The organism is Desulfosporosinus sp. BICA1-9 (assembly GCF_000802135.1).
This window is the reverse complement of record NZ_JUEE01000066.1, coordinates 50,486-72,200: the sequence shown is the minus strand read 5'-3', so window position 1 is coordinate 72,200 and position 21,715 is coordinate 50,486. Positions and strand designations below refer to the sequence as shown.

20 protein-coding genes and 1 pseudogene are annotated in these 21,715 nt (G+C 43.9%); 19 read left to right on the top strand and 2 right to left on the bottom strand.

What is annotated here, in order from left to right; all coding sequences use genetic code 11:
• The 15 genes and pseudogenes from JL57_RS08530 to JL57_RS08460 all read left to right on the top strand — a co-directional run.
• On the top strand, positions 1-582 hold a 582-nt coding region (locus JL57_RS08530), incomplete at its 5' end, for an alanine:cation symporter family protein (RefSeq protein ID WP_034141632.1).
• A 165-nt stretch (positions 583-747) separates the two neighbouring features.
• Positions 748-1,127, top strand: a pseudogene (locus JL57_RS08525) (ATP-binding cassette domain-containing protein); the annotation flags it as partial.
• Between the two features lie 4 nt (positions 1,128-1,131).
• Positions 1,132-1,338 carry an ABC transporter permease gene (locus JL57_RS33915; protein ID WP_291299860.1) on the top strand — a complete coding sequence of 69 codons (207 nt, stop codon included), beginning with the start codon at positions 1,132-1,134 and terminating at the stop codon, positions 1,336-1,338.
• Positions 1,339-1,770: 432 nt separating this feature from the next.
• Positions 1,771-2,577, top strand: a complete 807-nt coding sequence (locus JL57_RS08515; RefSeq protein ID WP_034141616.1) for a pentapeptide repeat-containing protein — start codon at positions 1,771-1,773, stop codon at positions 2,575-2,577.
• Positions 2,578-2,821: 244 nt separating this feature from the next.
• Positions 2,822-4,747: a sigma 54-interacting transcriptional regulator gene (locus JL57_RS08510; RefSeq protein ID WP_034141615.1), complete on the top strand. Its 1,926-nt coding sequence runs from the start codon at positions 2,822-2,824 to the stop codon at positions 4,745-4,747.
• Positions 4,748-5,124: 377 nt separating this feature from the next.
• Positions 5,125-5,409 carry a 4Fe-4S binding protein gene (locus JL57_RS08505; RefSeq protein WP_034141614.1) on the top strand — a complete coding sequence of 95 codons (285 nt, stop codon included), beginning with the start codon at positions 5,125-5,127 and terminating at the stop codon, positions 5,407-5,409.
• Between the two features lie 12 nt (positions 5,410-5,421).
• The gene (locus tag JL57_RS08500) at positions 5,422-6,567 is read left to right on the top strand and encodes a transketolase C-terminal domain-containing protein (protein WP_034141613.1); all 1,146 of its coding nucleotides are present in this window, start codon (positions 5,422-5,424) and stop codon (positions 6,565-6,567) included.
• A gap of 12 nt (positions 6,568-6,579) precedes the next feature.
• On the top strand, positions 6,580-7,440 hold the full coding sequence (locus tag JL57_RS08495) for a thiamine pyrophosphate-dependent enzyme (RefSeq protein WP_291299859.1): 861 nt from the start codon (positions 6,580-6,582) through the stop codon (positions 7,438-7,440).
• Between the two features lie 6 nt (positions 7,441-7,446).
• The gene (locus tag JL57_RS08490; RefSeq protein WP_034141612.1) at positions 7,447-7,869 is read left to right on the top strand and encodes a 2-oxoacid:acceptor oxidoreductase family protein; all 423 of its coding nucleotides are present in this window, start codon (positions 7,447-7,449) and stop codon (positions 7,867-7,869) included.
• Between the two features lie 148 nt (positions 7,870-8,017).
• The gene (locus JL57_RS08485) at positions 8,018-9,172 is read left to right on the top strand and encodes an aconitase family protein (protein WP_034141630.1); all 1,155 of its coding nucleotides are present in this window, start codon (positions 8,018-8,020) and stop codon (positions 9,170-9,172) included.
• Positions 9,173-9,242: 70 nt separating this feature from the next.
• The gene (locus tag JL57_RS08480; RefSeq protein ID WP_034141611.1) at positions 9,243-10,655 is read left to right on the top strand and encodes an FAD-binding oxidoreductase; all 1,413 of its coding nucleotides are present in this window, start codon (positions 9,243-9,245) and stop codon (positions 10,653-10,655) included.
• A gap of 4 nt (positions 10,656-10,659) precedes the next feature.
• On the top strand, positions 10,660-11,937 hold the full coding sequence (locus tag JL57_RS08475; protein ID WP_034141610.1) for a (Fe-S)-binding protein: 1,278 nt from the start codon (positions 10,660-10,662) through the stop codon (positions 11,935-11,937).
• 624 nt (positions 11,938-12,561) lie between these two features.
• Positions 12,562-13,593: a TRAP transporter substrate-binding protein gene (locus JL57_RS08470; protein WP_045691181.1), complete on the top strand. Its 1,032-nt coding sequence runs from the start codon at positions 12,562-12,564 to the stop codon at positions 13,591-13,593.
• 119 nt (positions 13,594-13,712) lie between these two features.
• Positions 13,713-14,195 (top strand): TRAP transporter small permease, encoded by a 483-nt coding sequence (locus JL57_RS08465; RefSeq protein ID WP_034141609.1) that lies wholly within the window; start codon positions 13,713-13,715, stop codon positions 14,193-14,195.
• Positions 14,192-15,463, top strand: a complete 1,272-nt coding sequence (locus JL57_RS08460; protein ID WP_034141608.1) for a TRAP transporter large permease — start codon at positions 14,192-14,194, stop codon at positions 15,461-15,463. Before JL57_RS08465 ends, JL57_RS08460 begins: the two co-directional genes overlap by 4 nt.
• A 162-nt stretch (positions 15,464-15,625) precedes the next feature.
• On the opposite strand, the gene JL57_RS08455 is transcribed toward JL57_RS08460, so the two are convergent.
• Both JL57_RS08455 and JL57_RS08450 read right to left on the bottom strand, forming a co-directional pair.
• Complete coding sequence (locus tag JL57_RS08455; RefSeq protein ID WP_034141607.1) at positions 15,626-16,327, bottom strand: response regulator; 702 nt, start codon at positions 16,325-16,327, stop codon at positions 15,626-15,628.
• Positions 16,328-16,371: 44 nt separating this feature from the next.
• Positions 16,372-17,943, bottom strand: a complete 1,572-nt coding sequence (locus JL57_RS08450; protein WP_034141606.1) for a sensor histidine kinase — start codon at positions 17,941-17,943, stop codon at positions 16,372-16,374.
• Positions 17,944-18,178: 235 nt separating this feature from the next.
• Here JL57_RS08450 and JL57_RS08445 point away from each other — a divergent pair, with 235 nt between their 5' ends.
• The 4 genes from JL57_RS08445 to JL57_RS08430 are packed head-to-tail and all read left to right on the top strand — an operon-like array spanning position 18,179 to position 21,711.
• Positions 18,179-18,688, top strand: a complete 510-nt coding sequence (locus tag JL57_RS08445) for a 4Fe-4S dicluster domain-containing protein (RefSeq protein ID WP_291299858.1) — start codon at positions 18,179-18,181, stop codon at positions 18,686-18,688.
• Positions 18,689-18,745: 57 nt separating this feature from the next.
• Entirely contained in the window at positions 18,746-20,290 is a 1,545-nt protein-coding gene (locus JL57_RS08440) for a hypothetical protein (protein WP_034141605.1), read from the top strand.
• Positions 20,291-20,326: 36 nt separating this feature from the next.
• The gene (locus JL57_RS08435; protein ID WP_034141604.1) at positions 20,327-21,073 is read left to right on the top strand and encodes a ferredoxin family protein; all 747 of its coding nucleotides are present in this window, start codon (positions 20,327-20,329) and stop codon (positions 21,071-21,073) included.
• Complete coding sequence (locus JL57_RS08430; RefSeq protein WP_034141603.1) at positions 21,070-21,711, top strand: hypothetical protein; 642 nt, start codon at positions 21,070-21,072, stop codon at positions 21,709-21,711. Before JL57_RS08435 ends, JL57_RS08430 begins: the two co-directional genes overlap by 4 nt.
• The last annotated feature ends 4 nt before the right edge of the window (positions 21,712-21,715 follow it).

Here is a 21,715-nt window from a genome sequence, read left to right as displayed (position 1 = left end):
ACAGCAATCATGATACTTTCAACAAACACGTTCAATGTCGCTAACCCAGCGGGAGGTTTCATATCAGAGTTTGTTCCGGGCATGGAAAAAGGAAACTTTACACAAGCAGCTGTTGATTCATTTATACCAGGGATTGGCGGCGGTTTTGTAGCAATTGCCTTGGGCTTCTTTACCTTCACAACGGTGTTAGCTTATGCATTCTACACGGATTCTAATGTTGGTTATCTCTTTAGACACAATAGTAACGGCAGCGGTTATAAAATGGCGATCACAGCTTCAAGAATTGGTATTGTAGTTATGGTTTTCATCAGTACAATTATGTCGGCAGACGTGGTTTGGAACTTTGGTTCCGCAGGGGTTGGTGCAATGGCCTGGTTCAATGTTATCGTAATCATACTGCTGACCAAGCCAGGGATTGCTACTCTAAGAGACTACGAAGCACAGAAGAAGCTGGGCGTAGATCCTGTATTCGTTCCAGAGAGAATTGGTATTAAAGGTGCTGAACTCTGGCATAAGATTGTTGCCAGAACTTATGCAAATGAATTGGCGGCACTAAAGGCAAAAGACAAGACAATGAAATAAGACTAACCATATTATAAAATAACCACCTACTATAATGTCGAAACCAACAAGGAAAACTCTAAAGACCATGAAGTACTTTAGTGATCTGCAGATCACAAAGTCCCTCATGGTCTTTCGTTTTTATTCAGTTTTCAAGACCCCCACTTCTATATGTGAGGGTAGGTCTTGAATGCCCTTGAAAACGTAGAACTGCCCATGATTTATCAGGAGTATCGCCGGAAGATCGCAAGAAAAGAGCTGCCGCCATACTAAAGCGTGTAGGTCTAGCCGAAAAAATGAACAACTACCCAAACCAGCTTTCGGGTGGACAGCAACAGCGTGTCGCAATAGCCCGTTCTGTGGTGACTGAACCGTCAATACTGCTTGCAGACGAGCCGACAGGTGCACTTGACCAAAAGACCGGTCAACAGATTATGCAGCTATTTATAGAGCTTAATACTGAAGGAAGAACGATTATTATGATTACCCATGATACCAATATTGCAAGATATTCAAAAAGAATCGTCAATATTCTTGACGGACGTTTAAGCGAGAGGGGGCTGTAAATCTATGCTAAAAGAATCCATGAAAATGGCTTGGAGCAATATTACGCATAATAAAATGCGTTCATTTTTAACGGTACTCGGTGTGCTAATAGGGGTATCCTCAATCATTGCACTTATTACCATAGTACAGGGTGCAACGGGAAGCATAACAAGTCAGATATCATCTCTTGGTGCCGATAAAATCACCATTCAGGCATGGGTACACGATTAAAGCAAGGGTTGAATGAAAGAGATTTAGAGCAGCTCTCAAGGGTTAATTATATCAGTGGGGTTTCGCCGACTGTATCGGGTAAGACTTCACTCGTGTATAATAGAAATGTTAAAACAGGAGTTTCTGTGCAAGGCAAAAATGAGGTTTACTTTAAAAAAGAAAAGGATAATTTGGCAAGAGGCAGAGGGATTAATAGTCCCGTTTATCATTACGGCTTGGACAATTATACTCGCAGTGGGCTTTTCGGCAGCAGTAGGTATGATCTTTGGTTTTGCTCCCGCAAGAAAAGCGAGTAGGTTAAATCCAATAGACGCACTCAGACACGTTTAGATTATAAAGACGATCTTTGTAAAGTACATCTTGAAATAGTGGTTAACGGTCACTCATCATTAATTCATAAAATATCCATATGAAACTAAGGAGAACAAGATAATGTCCGAGAATCAGGAATATTTAGTGCCGTTCCCCGATAAGAGACGCCGCAATCTGCGTGCTGACTGTGAAACCTGTTTCGGTTTGTGCTGTGTTGCGCTGTACTTTTCAGCTTCAGAAGGCTTCCCAATTGACAAAGAGGCTGGTCAGCCTTGCCTCAACCTACAATCAGACTTTCGCTGTTCTGTTCATAAAAGCCTCAAGGAACGGGGTCTTAAAGGTTGCCTTGCTTTTGACTGCTTTGGCGCGGGGCAAAAGGTTTCCCAAGTCAGCTTCGGTAGTCGCGACTGGCGGAAACTACCGGAATCCGCACAGCAAATGTTCGAGGTGTTTCTAATCATGCGGCAAATCCATGAGTTACTCTGGTATCTGACAGAAGCACTGACAATTCAACCGGCCCGTACTATCCATGATGCGCTCAGCGCCATGCTCATCGAGAAAGAATGCCTTACTCACCATAGCCCCGACTATCTCTTGAAGCTGGACGTGGCAGAACACCGAGCAGATGTTAATACTTTGCTCTTAAAGACCAGTGAACTTGTACGAGCTGAAGCTCGTCGCGGGCAGAAAGCTTATTCGGGGCGTCAGAAGACTTTCGCTCGAGGAGCCTGCCTTATCGCTGCTGACCTAAGAGGTGCCGACCTCAATGGGACTGATTTCATCGGGGCTGATTTCCGAGCTGCTGACCTGAGAGGAGCAGATCTTAGCAAGAGTATCTTTCTCACCCAAGCCCAACTCAACGTAGCAAAGGGAGATACTAACACAAAGTTACCCTCGTCACTCACTCCCCCAATGCACTGGGATTAAAACTCCCCCTTTATTCAATAAAAGGCCTAGCGGTAGCGGATAAGGGCGGATCCAGAATCGGTTCGTAATATATCCTATATAAGTATTAGAATACTAAATAATTTGCGAATATCTGCTTTATCAGCTTATTATGATCACTGATTGGCAAATTCCCTTGAGTATTAAGTGCAGAAAAGATGTAAAATAACATAAAGAAGAAAATCATAGGGTTTTTATATATACGTTAAACCGGGGGGGCGTAAGAATGGCTGAAATCTTATTTATCACACCCTTACAGGAACTAGCCAGCCTGGTTAAAGAGGTTAGCCATCAGGACGGTGCACCGGAGATCGACATTAAGGTCGCTCGGATGGAGGATGGGGTTAGACTTGCCTTAGAAGCAGAAAAACAGGGGTATCACGTGCTGGTTAGCCGGGGAGTCACGGCTTGGATGATTAGAGAGTCCGGGGTTTCGCTCCCTGTCATCGATGTACGTATCGGTGGGTTAGACATATTAGAAGCTTATCTGCAGGCTAAAAGTCTCGGCAGCCCTATTGGTATTGTAGATGTGGATGAAATCATCCAAGAGATAGCAAGTTTCGAAGAGCTTATTGGAGAAAGTTTCGTAAAGTATACCTTGGCAGATCAGAAAGAGGACATACTTAAAGGGGTAACTGCTCTGAAAGCTGCTAAGGTACAAGTAGTGATCGGTAAGATTGCTATGGCTAAAGAGGCGGAAAAATTGGGCATGCAGGCAGTGGTCATTAGGTCTGGCCGAGAAGCAGTCCAACGCGCCCTTGCGGAGGCCAAGCGCGTCCTGGTGGTGAGTAAACTAGAAAAGCGTCGTGTTGAACAACTAAAAGCTATTTTAGATTTTACCTATGACGGTGTCATTGCCTTAGATGAGGATGGAAGGATTAGCGTATTTAATCCGGTTGTGGAGAAACTTACGGGCTGGACTGCGGAAAAAGCCATTGGACGTCTGGTTATTGATGTGCTGCCTAAATCCCACTTCCAGAAGGTCTTAAAAACCGGCAAGGCAGAAGTTGGAGAGATTATGGAGATAGGTCCGGCTAAAGTTGTGGCTAACCATATCCCTATCAAAGTGGATAAAAAGGTAGAGGGTGTCGTCACTACCTTTCAGTCCGTAGACCGTTTACAAAGACTAGAGCATAAAGTACGACGAACCCTGGCAGACAGGGGACATGTCGCAAAACATAGTTTTAGCCATATCTTAGGACATAGTCAAGCTATTAAAGATGCCATAAAATGGGCTCGTGAATACGCCCAAGTAGATTCTACAGTTCTTTTGCATGGGAGGACCGGATCTGGTAAAGAATTGTTTGCTCAAGCAATTCATAATGCAAGCCCTCGATGGTGTGAATCTTTCGTGGCTATAAACTGTGCAGCTTTACCGGAAAGTCTATTAGAAAGTGAATTTTTTGGTTATGTCGAGGGAGCTTTTACAGGGGCTCGAAAAGGTGGCAAGGCAGGGGTATTCGAGATCGCTCATGGTGGAACCCTATTTCTGGACGAGGTAGGGGAGATGGCACCCTCGCTGCAAGCACGTTTACTCCGTGTTCTGGAAGAAGGTGAAATCATGCGATTGGGTGATAATACTATTTTGCCTGTGAACGTTCGTCTAGTGGCGGCTACACACCGTAATCTCAAGGAAATGGTTGAAAAGGCAAGCTTTCGTGAAGATCTGTTTTATCGCCTAAACGTCTTATCCTTAGTGGTTCCACAACTTGCTGAACGTGGCAATGATATTTTGCTAATTGCCCGTCATTTCTTGGATGAATTTAGTCGCAAGATGAACCGAAGTGCGGGTTGGTTTTCTGTAGAGGCTGAGCAGATCCTCTTGGAGTATCCATGGCCAGGGAACATTCGTGAATTGCGTAATGCTATGGAGCGTTTGGTCATGTTGACTGGGGGGGTAGAGATTTCCGAGAATGATACAGCTCGGGCCCTTGGTCTGGACAGAAAACAGACTGCGTGTATTCCAGAAAGCGAAGTTCCTGAACGCGAGGAGAGATTGCGTGGCGATGTTGAGTTAGCAGAAATTCGTCTCATTAAGAAGGCTCTTAAAGAATGTGGGGGGAATAAAACCGAAACGGCACGTCGTTTGGGAATCAGTCGGACTACTCTTTGGAGGAAAATGCAAGATGAGGATATTGATGCGTTTCAATAATGTAACGGTGTGTTTCCATAATTGGTAATCGTGTTTCATCATTGAGACTGTTGCGAGGAATTTGCTCAAACAACTTTGAGTCACTTGTAAATCCTTGATTTGTGAATTTGCCACTATTGGCTTAATAAGCAGAAAATTTTACTTTTATTAAGAGCTTCGGCTCTTAATTTTTTTTGTGGCATGCATATTGCATTATCTTTTTAGCAGAGATGATAAAGGAAACTTGGCTAGCGCCCGAAGACACTGTCTTCGCACGTATTAGTCATTCAGTCAGCTTCAGCGAAGGCGGTCGCCTTAGTTGCGCTTATGCTTCCAGAAAGTATATAACATTCAGTTATACTTTCTGACTAGTACAAAAAAGAAAGGAGGCGAAGGTAGTGGTTAAAAATCTTCCAGTTGTCCCGACGGCTAAGGCCGGTAGCTTAGTTGAGACGCCAACGGGAATAACTTGGCGTATTCAATATCCGGTCATTTTAGAAACCTGCAATATGTGCTTAGACTGCACATTATTTTGCCCAGATGGGGCCTTAGTCCAGCAAGAGGGTAAAATCGTGCTTAAAGTAAGTTTGTGTAAAGGGTGCGGAATTTGTGCCAATGAATGTAAAGAGAATGCCATAGAAATGATCCCGGAGTATTCGGGGGTTAAGGGCGTTTTCCGTTAAGGGGGGAAATGAATGAGTACAACATTGTTAACAGGTAGTGAGGCAGCAGCTTATGGGGCGAAGCTAGCCCGGATTGAAGTTTTAGCGTATTACCCGATTACACCGGCTTTTCCGGCAATGGAGAGGGTTAGTAAATTCATCGATGATGGTGAGTTGAATACCCGTTTTGTACGAGTTGAGTCTGATCATAGTGCCTTAGCGGCGGCACTGGGAGCTAGTCTAGCGGGTAGTCGGACTTTTACAGTGACAAATTCTCAAGGATTGCTCTATATGACGGAAGTCGTTTATCATACGGCAGGTTTACGTCAACCGGTAGTAATGGCAGTAGCAAATAGAGCTCTTTCAGCACCGCATAGCCGTTTCCCTGAACAAGGGGATGCGATTTCCCAGGGGGCAAGCGGTTGGATTCAACTTTTTTGTGAGAATAATCAAGAAGTGCTTGATAATATGCTCCAGGCCTTTAAAATAGCCGAAACAGTTCGTCTGCCGGTTATGGTTAATTATGAGGGGTATATCCAATCTCATACCTTAGAGGAAGTAGGAATTCCCAATCAAGAGACGATAGATCAATTCTTGCCTTTAAATCGAGTTCGGACCTTGGATGTCGAGAACCCACAAGCCGTAAATACTGTTGCGAGTCCTGAATTTTATATGGATTATAAGTTCCATCAAAACGAGGCTATGGAACAAGCGCTTACAGTCATCAATGATGTTGCTGCAGAGTATGGCAAAGAATTTGGTCGGGATTGGTCTGGGTTGATCGATACTTATCAGATGGAAGATGCGGAACATGCGTTTGTAGCTATGGGATCGATGGTTAGTGATGCTCGGATCGTAGTGGATGAACTGCGCAAGCAAGGTCAAAAAGTTGGGTTGGTAAAAGTAAGGGCATGGCGTCCTTTCCCTGCGGAAGCACTCCGTGAGGCCCTTAAGAATGTTCAACTGATTACCGTATGTGACAAAAATATTGTCTTCGGTCTCGGCGGGGCGTTAGGAACTGAGTTAAAGTCGGCTTTATACGGGCAGGACTGCCGCGTTAATAGTTATATTCTAGGGCTAGGGGGCCGGGATGTAACCACAGAAGAAATCAAGAAAGTACTTGAACTTTCGGAGAAAACTGAAAAACAGGCAACCGCTTCCGAGTGGTTCGGGTTATAAGGAGGGATCAACGTGGCTCAATCCATCGCAGATTTGTCGAAAGAGGATTTATTTGGTCAAGGAAATGCGGGTTGTGGGGGCTGTGGCGCAGCCATTGCAGGCAGACAGGCAATGAAGGCTTTAGGCTCTAGGACGATTATCACAATTCCAGCATCATGTATGGCAACCATGGGTGGTTCAAACCTAAAGACCACCTGGCAAATACCCTTTTACCATACCTTATTTGAAATAGCACCAGCAGTGTCTTCCGGAATCAGAGCAGCCTTAGAGGCGCAGGGAATTGAAGATGTAAATGTGGTTTCTTGGGCGGGAGATGCTGGAACTGCAGATATTGGCTTCCAAGCCCTCACAGGCGCAGCTGAACGTAATGAACACATGCTGCACGTCTGTTATGACAATGAGATGTACATGAATACGGGCGGACAAACGGGGAGTCAGACCCCCATGTACGCGATCACTAGTAACATGGCCAAAGGAAAACAAGTTAAGAAGAAAAATATGCTGGCAATTATGGAGGCCCATGGAGTAGATTATGTGGCAAGTGCTTCAATCGCTTACCCATTGGACCTTATTGAAAAATTTAGAAAAGCTGCAGCTAAACCTGGATTTTCCTATATTCATCTTCTGTCGCCCTGTCATCGCGGTTGGCAAATTCCGCCGGAGAAAACCATCGAGTATGCTCGTTTGGCCGTGGAAAGTGGTCTATTCGAACTTTACGAAGTGGATGAAGGAGTCCGTACTCGGAATTTAGAGCCTACCTTTATTCCAGTGGAGGATTATCTGAGCAGCCAAGGGCGGTTTAAGAACTTGACTCCAGAAGCCATTCAAGGCATTCAAGCTGGGGTTAATAAGCACTATGGAAGAGGGGAGTGAAAAGGAATGACTGAGATTCGCTTTCATGGTCGCTTTGGTCAGCCTGTGGGTAAATTGGTTCGAGCTCTTGGTAAACATGCCTTGAGCCAGGGGAAAAATGTTCAGGTATTCGACTCTTTTGCTGCGTTTCGACCGGGTGCGCCCATGTATTCAATTTTAAGGATTTCGGATCAACCTATTCAAGTTAGATCTGCCAACAATACGCGACCGGATATGGTTGTTGTCTTAGATAATAGTCTCTTCGGAGTTGCGAATGTTACCAAAGGGTTGAAACCTTCTGGGCAGGTTATGGCATTAGGGGTTGGCGAGGAAGTACTGGGTAATCAAGCGAGTGATTTCCGTTTTGCTCCTTTGGATGCTCAGTTCCAACAGGTCGCCAATCTGGAAGCTAACTTTATTGACTTATTTCAAAAACAAGATTTAGTTTAAAGAGAGCATAAAAGTAAAAATTCAACTATTGCATCTTCCCAAGGTCTGTAACTATAAAAGGATATTATGTAAGAAAGCCTTCTTTCCTAGTCCTTGAGACAAGGATTATACATTTTGAACCAATTTGAGAAGGCGGTGTAGACTATTGATGGATTTTTTCTATAATAATCTTGCTCGCAGTGCGGGAACGACGGAAATCCTTGCAGGACAGGAGATTGAGGTAGAAGTTAACTTAGTGCTGGCTCACGATGGAACTGGCCCTAAGTTGCTGAAACTATGGAATCCAGCAGAAAGAGTGCTCGATGGGCGGAACGTTGTTCTTACGGTTGATCATGCTTTTCCAGCTCCGACCCCCCAAGACCGTGCTTTTCAAAAAGAATTTGCTGCGTTCTCAAAGGTTCAGGGCTGTGTACTCTTTAATCAAGGGGAAGGAGTTTTACATCAAGTTATAGCCGAAAGACTCTCTCTTTGGCCAGGGATGATTATTGCTGGGGCGGATGGTCATGTTGCGACGGCAGGAGCTTTTGGAGCACTTGCCTTTGCACTAACCCCTGAAGAGTTGATCCCTGTTCTAAAGACGGGAACGTTGAAACTGAAAGTACCCACTTTGCTCTCTATTCAATTAGATGGAGCATTGAATGAGGGAGTTTTACCACGAGATGTGGCTTTATATCTTAGTTGGAAACTGAGTGATCAGATTAAGGGAAAGGCAGTAGCCTTATCTGGTTCATTGGTTAATGGATTGAGCGATGCTGGGCGCATGACTATCTGTAACTTTCTGCCGGAAATAGGGGCGATCACAGCTTTTGTAGCACCTCTAGGAGAAGATGATCGACCTAACTTTACTCTCTATGCCCATGAAATAGAGGCGATGATCGCTGTTCCCCCGTCTCCCAATGAGGTTAGATTTGTCCGAGAACTGGAGGGTACGACGGTTACAATGGCTATCGCAGGAGGATGTTCGTCCGGAAGGTTAGAAGATATGGAAGTTATCGCTGAAGTATTAAAGGAACAATCAGTACACCCCGACGTTACCTTTGTTATTACTCCTGCCTCACGCGAAGTTGCTAAAGAGATGGATAACAAAGGATTAAGTGCCCTAATTAGAGACCGAGGCGCAATCATCATGTCACCGGGATGTGGGCCATGCCCAGGTAAACATTTTGGAGTATTGGCCGAGGGTGACGTTGCTATTACAACGACGATTAAGAATATACCTGGTCGAATCGGATCTTCTCAGGCTGATATCTACTTGGCCTCTCCTCGAACTGTAGCCCAAGCCGCAGTTAAAGGGGTAATCTGAGGGTATTTTTACGAAGAAGAGGTACCTATTTTAGTGCGAATTGGGGGTACTAGGGAGAAGGAGTAAAAGTATGATGGAAAAAAATCAACTAGTTAACGATATGAAAGAGTTACTAGGTCAGGAGAAAGTGCTTTCAAGTAAGCTTGAACGGTATACCTATACTTATGACAGTTCTTTCTTATCCCAGCTTAATGAATTTTATCCTGATGTTGTTGTCTGTCCCATGAACACTGAGGAAGTTCAAAAGGTAATGCGCTATGCATTTAAGCATAATATTCCTGTTACACCTAGGGGAGCGGGGTCCGGTCAGACAGGAGGGAGTGTAGCTGTAAAGGGAGGTATTGTACTAGACCTTTCGGGTTGGACTGACATTGTGGAAATCGATGAGAGCAACATGCAAGTCGTTGTAAGACCGGGGATAGTGCATGCTGACCTCAATGTTGCCCTTTCGCCTTATGGGTTATTTTTCCCGCCTGACCCAGGAAGCTCAAAAATGGCGACGATTGGGGGCATGGTTGGGAATAATGCCAGTGGGCTGCGAGCCGTAAAGTTTGGTAACACAGGTCAGTATGTCCTCGGTTTGGAAGTTGTCTTGCCAGATGGGGAGGTCATGAAGACTGGTGGATTACATTCAAGAGCCCTGAAAAGCGTATCTGGAATCAATCTTACGAGCCTCTACGTTGGGTCTGAAGGCACTTTAGGGGTTATTACACAGGTTCGACTGAAAGTTCTACCCAAACCTCCGGTCAGGGGAATCTTGCTTACGCTCTTTTCCAGCTTAGATGATGCGGCTGCAACAGTTTTGGAAGTGTTTAAGAATGGGATTATACCCTCTGGTATCGAGATATTGGACGACTCTGGGATTAAAGCAGCCAATAAATTTCAACCGGATTTAAAGCTTCCAGAGGCAGAGGCTGCCCTATTCTTCGAAATCAATGGGAGCAAGGCAGCAGTCGACTTTGAGGGACAGCAAGTCAAAGAGATTGCAGAAAAGCGGGCAAGTGTAGTGGAATGGGCCACGGATGCCGTGCGTATGGGGAAACTTTGGCAAGGGCGTGCTGTGATCGGTGCCGCTTCAGCTCGGGTTAAACCAGGAGCAACAAGGATTTTTTGCGGTGAGGATGTTTGTTTTCCAATGGCTAGGGTTCCTGAAGCTTTGCGTAGGATTAAGGAGATTGGGGCAAAGCATAACACCCTCGTGGTCATCTATGGTCATATTGGGGACGGGAACATGCATACGGCACCGATTATTGATCCCTTAAAACCGGAAGAAGTCGCAGCAGCTCACCGCGTAGCAGACGATATTCATCAACTGGCTTTAGAATTGGAAGGTTCAACCACTGGAGAACATGGCGTGGGCTTTACTCGCTCCCAATTTATGGAGGCGGAACATGGTAAGGCCTTGGAGATCATGAGAATTATCAAGGATGCCATCGACCCCAAAGGAATTATGAATCCTGGTAAGATATGGGCTGAGAGGTAAGCGTATGAAAACAACATATCGAGTTGATTTTGCCGAGGAACTTAAGAAATGCGTTCGCTGTGGTGAGTGTCGAGCGAATTGCCCTATCTTTTCCGAGTCAAAAAGAGAACCAGATTCACCACGTGGGAGACTATCCTTGGTAAAACTTCTTCAAGAAGGCAAGATCCCAGCCTCCGCAGAACTGTCAGAAAAACTTTATGGGTGCCTGCTTTGCAAAACTTGTGCTGTCAATTGTCCGTCTGGGGTCATTACAGATGAGATTATAGTGGGAGTGAGAGATTATCTTGATGACGTTTTAGATAGAAACATCATCAAGAAGTTGGTGCTGCGGGGATTCTTGACTCGTCCCGCACTGCTTCAAGCATCTTTTTCCCTCGTCAAGCTTTATCAAAAGACCGGGTTAAACAACGTTTTGACAAGATCGAAGCTAATTGAACATTTGCCAGAAGCAATGAGTGCGGGTGCCAAAATATTACCGGATGTCTCGAAACAACCAGCTCGTGGACGGATTCCAGAAGTCGTTAAGCCCTACGGAGAAAAGCGTTTTCGAGTAGCTTACTTTTTAGGTTGTGCCACAAACTTGATTTATCCGGATGTTGCGGTAAGCGGAGTGGATGTACTTGCTAGGCATGGTTGTGAAGTGGTTACCCCGGCAGTAAAGTGTTGTGGTATGCCGCATTTAGCCTATGGGGATACGGATACAGTGATACAGCTAGCCAAAAACAATCTAAAGATTTTGCTATCGGCACAAGTGGACGCAGTTGTGACTGATTGTTCGTCATGTTCGGCTACTTTAGCGGAAAGCTATGAGAAGCTTTTTGAGCCTGGGACAGACGAATATAACCAAGCAAAAGAATTAGGGAGTAAGGTCTATGACCTTAGTAAGTTTTTAGTGGAAAAGACGGGTATTCACCCAGGCCCTAATCCAGTTAATGTGGCGGTGACCTATCACGACCCGTGTCACTTAAAACGGGGACAAAATGTCTTTAAACAACCAAGAGAGCTCTTAAAGTCCATTCCGGGATTAGAATTCCGTGAAATGAAAGAAGCGGATCGCTGCTGTGGGTCTGCGGGTAGCTTCAGTATTATGCATCATGATCTATCCATGAAAGTACTAGGCCGGAAGGTGAGTAATATCGTAACTTCCAAGGCAGAGGTGGTGGCCACCAGTTGCCCGACCTGTACTATGCAGTTAACTTACGGGTTAAAGAGTCACGGTTTGGCGGGGCAAGTAGTACATCCAGTTCAGTTACTGGCTAAGACATATTTAAAAAGTAAGTAGAATAACCGCTGTTACTCGGTAGACCTTGTCGTCCGCGGAGGTCCAAAGCCTACGCGGAACGACATTTAAAGAAGCTTCATAAGCACTTGCAATGCCAGTTGTTTGCCATTAATTTACTAAATATTCATAAAGCAGTGAAAACAATGAAAACAAATAGGACTGCTAAGAGTGGAAGGCGAATTACTCAATTATTAAAATATTTAGAATTAATTATGTATGACCGTTACAAAGATGAAACAAATTTAGATCATGAAACATATTAATGTTACATGTCAGAAACATATATGTAATGTGAGCTTTTTGGAAAATTGAATATGATCAAAATATTTTATTTAATTTTAATTAATTAAGTGAGTGAACTATAAGCAGGAGTTAGACGTGGACCGTAAATGCAATTTGCTAATAGTGCTTGAATGAAGTTTACATTGGAAACTGGCATAGAAATTGCACTAATTAGGTTGATATCAATTTTTTTTGAGAGATAAAGAACTAGGCATTCTCTCAAAATCAAGTGGAGCTAGATTTTCTGATTTAACAACTTTTTGGGAGGTGAAGTATAGATCATAGAACTGGTAGACTCTAAAAACCTATCAAATTCTAAAAAAAGAGAGGGGAATTATTTTAATGAAGAAAAATCGCTTTTTTAGTGCAGTACTCGTAACGGTTCTCTCCGTTGCACTCCTTGGCTGTGGAACGACTGCAGCGGTTAAACCAGCTGATAAGCCTGCTGATTCAGCTAAGAAGCCGAGTGTTACGGTTAAGCTATCCTCTACATCCAGTAAAGGTGGAGCTATGTATGAAGGGGCTGTGAAGTTTAAAGAGCTCGTCGAGGAACGCTCCAAAGGAGATATTGTGGTTCAAGTATTTCCTGATGGCCAATTAGCGAAAGACCTTGCAGCTATTGATGCCCATAAAACTGGTGCGATCCATATGTCTTTACCCTCAACAGCTATGGCTCAAATAGATCCAAAATTCGGTGTTTTCGATATCCCTTTCTTATTTAAAGATGCTGCTGCAGTAAGTAAATTTGCCCATGGCGAAATGTGGGCGAAAGAGTTCCAGCCTTTATTTGAGAAGTATGGGATGGTTGGCTTAGGCTTTTGGGAAAATGGTTTCCGTCACATCACGAATAACAAGCGTCCTATTAATACTCCAGAAGATTTAAAAGGCATTAAACTTCGGGTACCAGAGAGCAAACTTCGAGTAGCCATGTTTAAAGAATTCGGTGCCAATCCTGCAACCTCAGATTTTAGTGAGGTGTTTACAGCTTTACAGCAGGGAGTCTTTGATGGACAGGAAAATCCATTTGTTCAAATTGAAGCTGGACGCTTCGCCGAAGTTCAAAAGTATCTATCTCTAACAAATCATACCTATACACCTGCTTACCTAGTTGCTAGTAAGGTGTGGTTTGACAAATTAGCACCCGAGCAACAAGCAATCCTTAGAAAAGCGGCGGTCGACGCGGGCGACTATACACGTGAATATGGAGCAAAAGTAGAAGGTGAGCTACTAGCCAAATTCAAGGCGGCAGGGATGCAAGTTAACACTGCCGATGTACCATCCTTCCAGGCCAAGACAGGACCTGTCATTGATTTACTTAAAGCATCTATTGATCCAGCTTTCGTAGATCAAGTGGTGAAAGCTGCCAAGGAGTAATAAAGACCCAATCTGAGCTCACAAGCAACTCATGCCCCTTATTCTTTCACTGAAGCTTTTGATGATCACTGAATAAGGGACATGAGTTATTAAATGAAAACCTAAGGGGGCAGGATCAAATGCAGTTTCTAAGTCGACTTGATCGAATCATAACTGCCGGATTAAAATGGACCCTTGTCATACTGATGATTGCGATTACGTTAAGTGTGGCTTGGGGAGTATTTACGCGTTTTGTATTGCAAGATTCAGCAACTTGGACAGGCGAATTTTCAGGGTTTTCTCTAGTTTGGATCACCTTTCTGGGATCCGCTTATGCAGTTTATGAAAAAACCCATATTCGTTTTGAATCCTTGTTTGATATGCTTCCCCAGTCAATACGCTTAGTTATTCAAACGATCTTCAATCTAGTTATGCTCACTTTCTTTGCAATCATTGTAATTACCGGCTTTAATTTATCAATGGGTGCGATGAGTGCGGAGACTGTATCTTTGCCTATCACTAAAGGAGTCGCTTATTTAGTCCTTCCTGTAGGTAGTGCAATTATAATCCTGGGCTTGTTGTCAGATACCCTAAATTCGTTTAAAAGAGGTGATAGTAAATGATTGCAGCGGTACTAATTGGAGGGATTGTGGGCTTAGTTCTGTTGGGACTGCCGATCGGTTTTGCTTTAGCAGTCGTCGGGATAGGGTTGTTTTTCATGACCGGAGCTCCTTTGGATATGTTGCCGATTATTTTATTCGATGGTACTAATAACTTCCCACTCCTGGCTATTCCGTTATTTATGGTGGTTGGAGAGTTAATGGGCGCTGTGAATTTATCCCAACGACTTGTTAATTTCGCAGGTAGTCTGGTGGGTTTTGCTCGTGGAGGATTAGCTCAAGTAACCGTGGTAACTTCCATGATTTTTGCCGAGATTTCCGGATCTGCTGTTGCCGGTGCGGCTGCCCTAGGCGGTGTTTTGATACCGGAGATGAAGAAAAAAGGGTACTCACAGGGTTTTGCTGCGGCCTTAGTGTCTGTGGCAGCGACCATGGCAATCATTCTACCCCCTAGTATTCCCATGATTCTGTACGGGGTTATGGCTGGGGTCAGTGTCTCGGATTTGTTTATCGCAGGTATTATCCCAGGATTGATTGTCGCAGTCGTCTTAATGACAGTAAATCACTTTTTTGCCAAGAAAAATAATTGGGAAGCCGCTTCCACATTTTCCTTTCCGACAGTAGGGAAGACATTTAAAGAAGCATTTTGGGCACTAACCATACCGTTTATTATTCTCGGTGGAATCTGGGGCGGAATATTTACCCCGACCGAAGCTGCAGCTGTAGCGTCTGTTGCCGCATTTTTAATCGGTATGTTTATCTACAAGGAATTGAAGCTGAAAGATTTACCTGATCTCTTACTAAGAGCAGCCAATCAGACTGCCGTTGTCATGATCATTATTTCCGCGTCGGCGGTTATTGGTTGGTTTTTAACCAGTGAGCAAATCCCGCAGAGTTTGGCTGCTTGGGTTACGACCATAACAAATAACCCAATCGCCGTTTTAGCGATCCTAAATGTTTTTTTCTTGGTCGTTGGGATGTTCATGCATTCCGCAGCAGCGATCATTATGCTTATTCCGATCTTAATGCCATTGATTCGCGACTTGGGTATCGATCCGATTCACTTCGGGATCATTATAACCATCAACCTTGGGATTGGTCAGCAAACACCACCCGTGGCATCTGTCCTACTGACAGCGTGTTCAGTCGGAAATGTTCCTTTGGTTCAGACGTTTCCTTATCTAAAAGTCTATATTGCCGTCATGCTGGGAATTCTGGCAGTGATAACTTATGTTCCGATCATTAGTACTTACTTGCCTTCGATAATGTAAGACACGAATATAAGTCCGCATCATTTCGGTTACTAAATAGATTATATAAACGGTTGTAAATAAAGGCTTAATCGGCAAAGAAATAAAGCAACCAGTGTGCTTTGATAAATATCAGCGATCATTGGTTGCTTTATTACGTGGTAAAACGTGATCAGAGCAAAATTAATTATGATTTATCCGATAACGTTTCGTCGGACGCCCGATTGTGCCGTATTCCAATTCAATATGAACCTTTCCGGTTTCTACTAAGTATTCCAAGTAACGCCAAACAGTAATCTTAGAAATGGCAAGTTCTGCTGCGATGTGCTGACAAGAGAGGGTTTGTTCCTGTTTATTCAAGAAACCCAAAATTTGATCTAGGGTCAATTGATGAAAACCCTTAGGCAGTGGAGTGGATTTGCTAGGGGGGATGATTTCTCTAATAGGTTCAACTGGTGTATTAAGCTTATCAAGATCATGCTGACTTAAATCCGAGTTTTTCGACAACAGGTGTCGTTGCCTTAAATAGCTTTGCAGAGCCTGTTGGAGACGCTCCATATCGAAAGGTTTAATCAGATAGTCAACAGCACCGTAGCGTAAGGCCTCCTGAATGGTTGAACTATCCTTAGCGGCAGTCACTAATATGATATCCGTGGGGATTTTCTTTTGACGAATTTGTTTTAGAATGCTTAGACCGTTACCATGCGTTAAAAAGATATCCAATAAAACTAAATCGGGCTGAGATTCGATGATTTGTTGTAAAGAATCATTTTCATTATTGCTTATCCCAACGACTATAAAAGGAGCCATTTTTTCCGTAAATCGTTTATTGATACTTGCTACCATAGGATCGTCCTCGACAATAAACACTTTGATGGGTTCCAAATGAAAACAACTCCTTTCATAACAGCACCAGCTAGAATTAAGTGTTAAGGTAGTTTATAAGGAATTAGGACTCGGAAAGTCGTTCCCTGATCATTAGTGTCAAAGGTAATCGTTCCACCAGCCACGTCAATACGGTTCTTACAGTTTGGCAGACCAAAGCCTTGGCCATGTTCCTTAGAGGTAAAACCAGCTTCAAATACCCGGTGGCGATATTCCAGAGGAATGCCCGTTCCGCTGTCTATGACCTCAATAAAAATATCTTGGGGGCTTTGTTTTATAAGCACCCGGATTAAGCTTTTTGGCTGGTGAGTGACTGAATCAAAGGCGTTTTCAATCAAATTACCCAAAACCACTATCATGGCATGTTCATCAAAATACTCAGGGAGAGCCAGGAGTTGGCTTTCAAGGTCGATTTCCAGATTAATTTGTTTTTCCTGGGCTTCACTAGCTTTGCCAGTTAATAGCCCGACAACAGCACTACACTGAATATTCACCATCAGAAAACTGACTAAGGACTGTTCTTTCAAGGTAACAGTCGAAATATAGTTTTTTGCCTCGTCATAAGCTTCCAGTTGAATGAGGCCAGAAATAACATGGAGTTTGTTCAGAAATTCATGAGTACGTGCCCGAAGGGCTTCGACAATTTTCCTTACCCCGGTGAGTTCTTCAGCAATATGGCTAACTTCTGTTAAGGGGCGGAATGTGGCAATGGCACCCATGACCTTTTTTTTAATCACTAAGGGATGACGATTCGTTAGGACAATGTTGCCATTGATCAACAACTGCTCGTCTGCTAAGGGTTGTTGAGTATTCATGACCAGCGGAAGTTGGGAATCGGGGATCAGTTCAGAAATATGCCGACCTATAAACTCCGTGCCCGGTGGGAAAAGGTTCTGGGCTACTTGGTTAACAACTGTAACCTCACAATTCTGGTCAATGGCAATAATCCCTTCTTTAACGGATTGTAGCATACAGTCGCGCTCTTTGAGCAAGGTCGCAATTTCTAAGGGTTCCATACCGAAAATTAAGTTTTTTATGTTATTAGCCAATAAAATCGAAAAGAACAAAACCAAAAAAAAGCTGACTGGTATGACCATATAAAAGATTTTATAAATCTTGGAAAGCGTTAAGGAAATTCCCGGTTCAAAGTAGCCGACAGCAACAGCGCCAATCTGTTGATGGTCCTTATAGATGGGAGCAAAAGCTCTAATCGAGGGACCGGATATTCCTACAGCTTTAGAGGTATAAGATTTACCCAGCAGAGCGGGTCCTTCATCCCCACCCGTGAAGGGTAGGCCAATTAATTCCTTGTTCGGATGGCTATGGCGGTTACCATCTCTGTCCATAAAGACGACAAACGCAGCGTGCGTGTTTCGACGGATTTCTTCAGCGATCGTCTGTAGATCTTTGGCTGGTGTTTCAAAAAAATAGGCTGCTTTGACATCCTCGCGTTGAGCGGCGAGTGTCGCAATATCCATGGCTTGATTAGCAATTTGCTGTTCAAAGCTATCAATAAAACTAAAATGCAAAATGCTTACAGCTAGAATTAGTGGTATTAAACTACTAATTGCAGTGATTATAAAGACTCGAACACGCAAAGGCAGTGGTTTTCCCATATCACCCTCCAAGAACGAATTGCTACTATGAATTAATGCTATAAAATCATACTCGTTTATACTAACAGATTGTTTTATTTATTGCTATATGATTTATCTGACAAGAGATAATTAAAGCAATATTAAAATTAAAGGTAATATTTCCAAAACGATGAAAACAATGAAAACAATGAAAACAAGTAGGAGTTCAAAAATGAAGCTCGAATAATAATTCTATTGAAAGGGGGATAGCAAGATGGTGATGGAAAATCCCGCTTGTAAGCGAATTTTTGTTGATCAAAGCCGTTGTTTGGGATGTAAGACCTGTGAATTAAGGTGTGCAGTAGAACGTAGCTCTATCGGTAAATCTTTGACGGACGCTGTCCAGGAACAAATCTTGCCACGGCCAAGGGTTTATGTCGAATGGGATGGGGTAAATTCAGTCCCTATTCAGTGCAGGCATTGTGAAGACGCCCCATGTTTGGAAATATGCTCAACTGGGGCAATGCAACGAGATGAGAAGAGTGGTTGCGTTTTTGTCGATGGAAGCAAATGTATTTCGTGTTGGATGTGTGTTATGGTCTGCCCTTATGGAGTGATTGCTCCAGCTCATGAGAAACACTCTGCAGATAAATGTGATCAATGTTTCCAAATGCCGCAACCCTATTGTGTGGCAGCCTGCCCAACAGGTGCCTTACAGGAGATATCCCCTGAGGACTATGAACTTAGTCTAAAACAAAAGAGACAGTCCGTGTTGCCTACTTGAGCAAAGATTTTAAAGATGTAGCTCTTGTAGAGCTGAATATAGGAGGGATTTTAATTCATGCGTCAAGTTCGAAGAAAAACAATGGACACCGCCGCTAGGGACTATTTGTTGAAGGCTAAAAATGAGGGGCTTCAACTTTCTTGGAATAAATATGAGGGTATGTTACCCCAAGATGGATTTAGTCAAATAGGGCTGAGCTGTCATGAGTGTCTGCTGGGGCCTTGCCGTTTAAACCCGTTTCGCCCGGAGGAAGACAGTACGGTTTGTGGTTTAGGAAAAGATGAGCTTGTCTTAGGATGGTTGACCCGCCAAGCTAGTGAAAATCGTGAATTACTTGCTTCAGGCTCGCAACTCTTAGCAGAGCTTAGGCTTAAAGTAACGGCTAACGAAGTTGCCCTGGATCTGCTCCAATCCAAAGCAGCTAAATGGTCGGTTAGTGGGGAAGGCTTAGGCGACTTAGTGATGGGTTTAAGCTTAAAGTATGCAGAGTTGGCATATCCTCAGGCCCAGTCTAAGAAGTGCATCAAAAGTTATTTGAAGAGCTTAGGGTCGCAACAAATTAGCTTACTAGATTTTAACTCTGACCTGGCGGAGGTCCTCTATGGTCAGTGTGATAGTCAGTCCCGTTTGGTTGGTTTAGCAGTAATTAAAGAAAAAGCCGTCAACATATGCTTAGACGGTGTGAGCCCTACGTTACTTGCTACTGCCCAGGAGTTAGGCGCTGAACTTGAGGATGAAGCGTTCCAACAAGGGGCAAGTGAGGGTCTAAATATCGTCTTAGCCGGGGATTTTTCCTCAAATTTTGACTTGAATACTGCCTGCAATCAGGGCACGATTGAATTTGCTGTTTTAACCGGCCTCATAGATTTATATCTGATCGGAGATGGGCTTGGCAAAGCAAGGATTCCTGCCGCAAGTTATCATACTGTAGTTGCTTCCGCAGGTTCAAGCAAAGAGGCCCTTAAAGAGGTCTTTTTGCAGGGCATTGCTGCTTACGGTCAACGTGATTTGAACAAAGTAAAGGTTTCTAATCACGTCGAAAAAGCTGAAGCGGTATGTAAGATCGATCCACAGCAGATTAAGGTGCTACTTGATCAAGGGGTAGTCAAGGGGATCTGTGTGATTGGTGGAGGGTCAAACCTTAAACTAACTGAGGATCAAGGTACTTTGGAACTTGCTGGCAGACTAAGTGCTGAGAAGATTCTCTGCCTAACCTATGGGAATTCAGCGGTAACACTTGCTAAATACGGCTTCTTAAATTCAGGGGATCTGGGAAACAGAGTCTTGGCTGGTGAGTTAGATATCGAGACTGCACCACTGATCTATAGTATCGGTGGCGAAGGTGATGCAGCTAAGATCCTCGCAGCACTTAGAGTTGCCGGAGGAGAAAAAGCGGTAGCCGTCTTCCCTGAGCTAACGAGTGCTAGAGATTTGCAAATGGCTTTAGCAATAGCCCAGACGGGGGCTAAGGTATTTACGGGCGTACAATTACCTGTTGCAGGTAGTGTCAAGATTTCAGAGGAAATCGGTAAAGTCATTGAGTATTGTGGACCGAAAGAATTAGCAGATACTGTGGTTAAATACTTTGCAATAAAAGAGTAGCTTGACCCGATAGTCAAGCTGAAAGGAGGGATAGTTTTGCAAATTGACGCTAATAAGTGCGTAGGATGTGGACAATGTAGGCCGTTTTGCACCATGGGAGTGATTAATTTTACTCGCAGTGGAAAAGGAACCAAAGTCCATTGCTATGTTGATGAGGATGAATGTGTAGATTGTGGAATATGCTACCGGGCCAAGGTATGCCCAGTGGAGGCCCTTCATCAACCACTCTACGGTTGGCCGCGTTCTATCAGAGGAACCTTTAGTAATCCGTTAGCAGAACATAAGGAAACTCGTGTGCCAGGCCGTGGTACAGAGGAAATGAAAACCAATGATATTACCAATCGCTTTAAACGAGGCTACGCCGGAATGGCCGCTGAGATGGGCCGTCCAGGTACGGGAGCTCGAATGAGCGAAGCAGAAAAGGTCTTTAAAGCCTTAGCCAAATTAGGTGTCGAGTTTGAACCCAATAACCCGTTGACCGGATTACTCAAAGATAAAGCAACTGGGGAGATGAACCCGGAGGTTCTCAATGAAAAGGTGCTTTCGGCGATTATTGAAATGATTATTCCCTTAGATAAGGTGATCCCTGTACTGGAAACGATGGAAAGGGTGGCAGAGGAAATCAATACGGTTTTTTCAATCGACTTAGTGGCGAGGACCGATGAGGATTTTTCCATTCCCACGGCACGAATTATGAATGAAAATAATAAATGGTTTTCCATCAACGGAAAAATTAATCTTGGGTTAGGTCACATGAACGTGAAGGGAGCGGATGTAAAATGAGCCATACCCTTCATCGACGAGGAACCGAGGATAATTTACAACAAGATTATATTGTTTTTTCTATGACTGCCAAAGGGTTTAATGAAGTTAATTCCAGGCATGCTTTACAGGAATTTTTACGAATCCTCGATAAATATGAACATGTCAATATGGGTGATATGAAAACCGGTGGGAAGTTTCTCGTCAATAAGGATCAAATCATCAATAATGTCGCAGATACCTCCATCGTTCACGCTGTATTTTCGGATCGCGGACAGCTCAGAGATGCTCTAAAAGAACTTAAAGAAGCGGAACTCGGAGTTTCGGTCATTGTTTCAGGAATCGTTGAACATGTGGAACAGGCTTGTCAGGATGCCGGGATTGATCCTCACACGGTAGAATACTCAGTCGGTATCCGCGGTAAGCTTACGCGGCTTCCCGAGGATGAGCTCCTTGAAATTACGACCATGTGTGGACATGGGATGGTTTCACAGCATTTAGTTCGGCAAATGCTGCTCGATCTCAAACGAGGCAAACGCACGGCTCAAGAGGCAGGGGAATATCTGGCCACGCCTTGTGTGTGTGGAGTCTTTAACCCCCAAAGGGCGCAGAGACTTCTTGAAGAACTGGCTGAAGTATGGTGCTTTGACGAAGTATAGACAG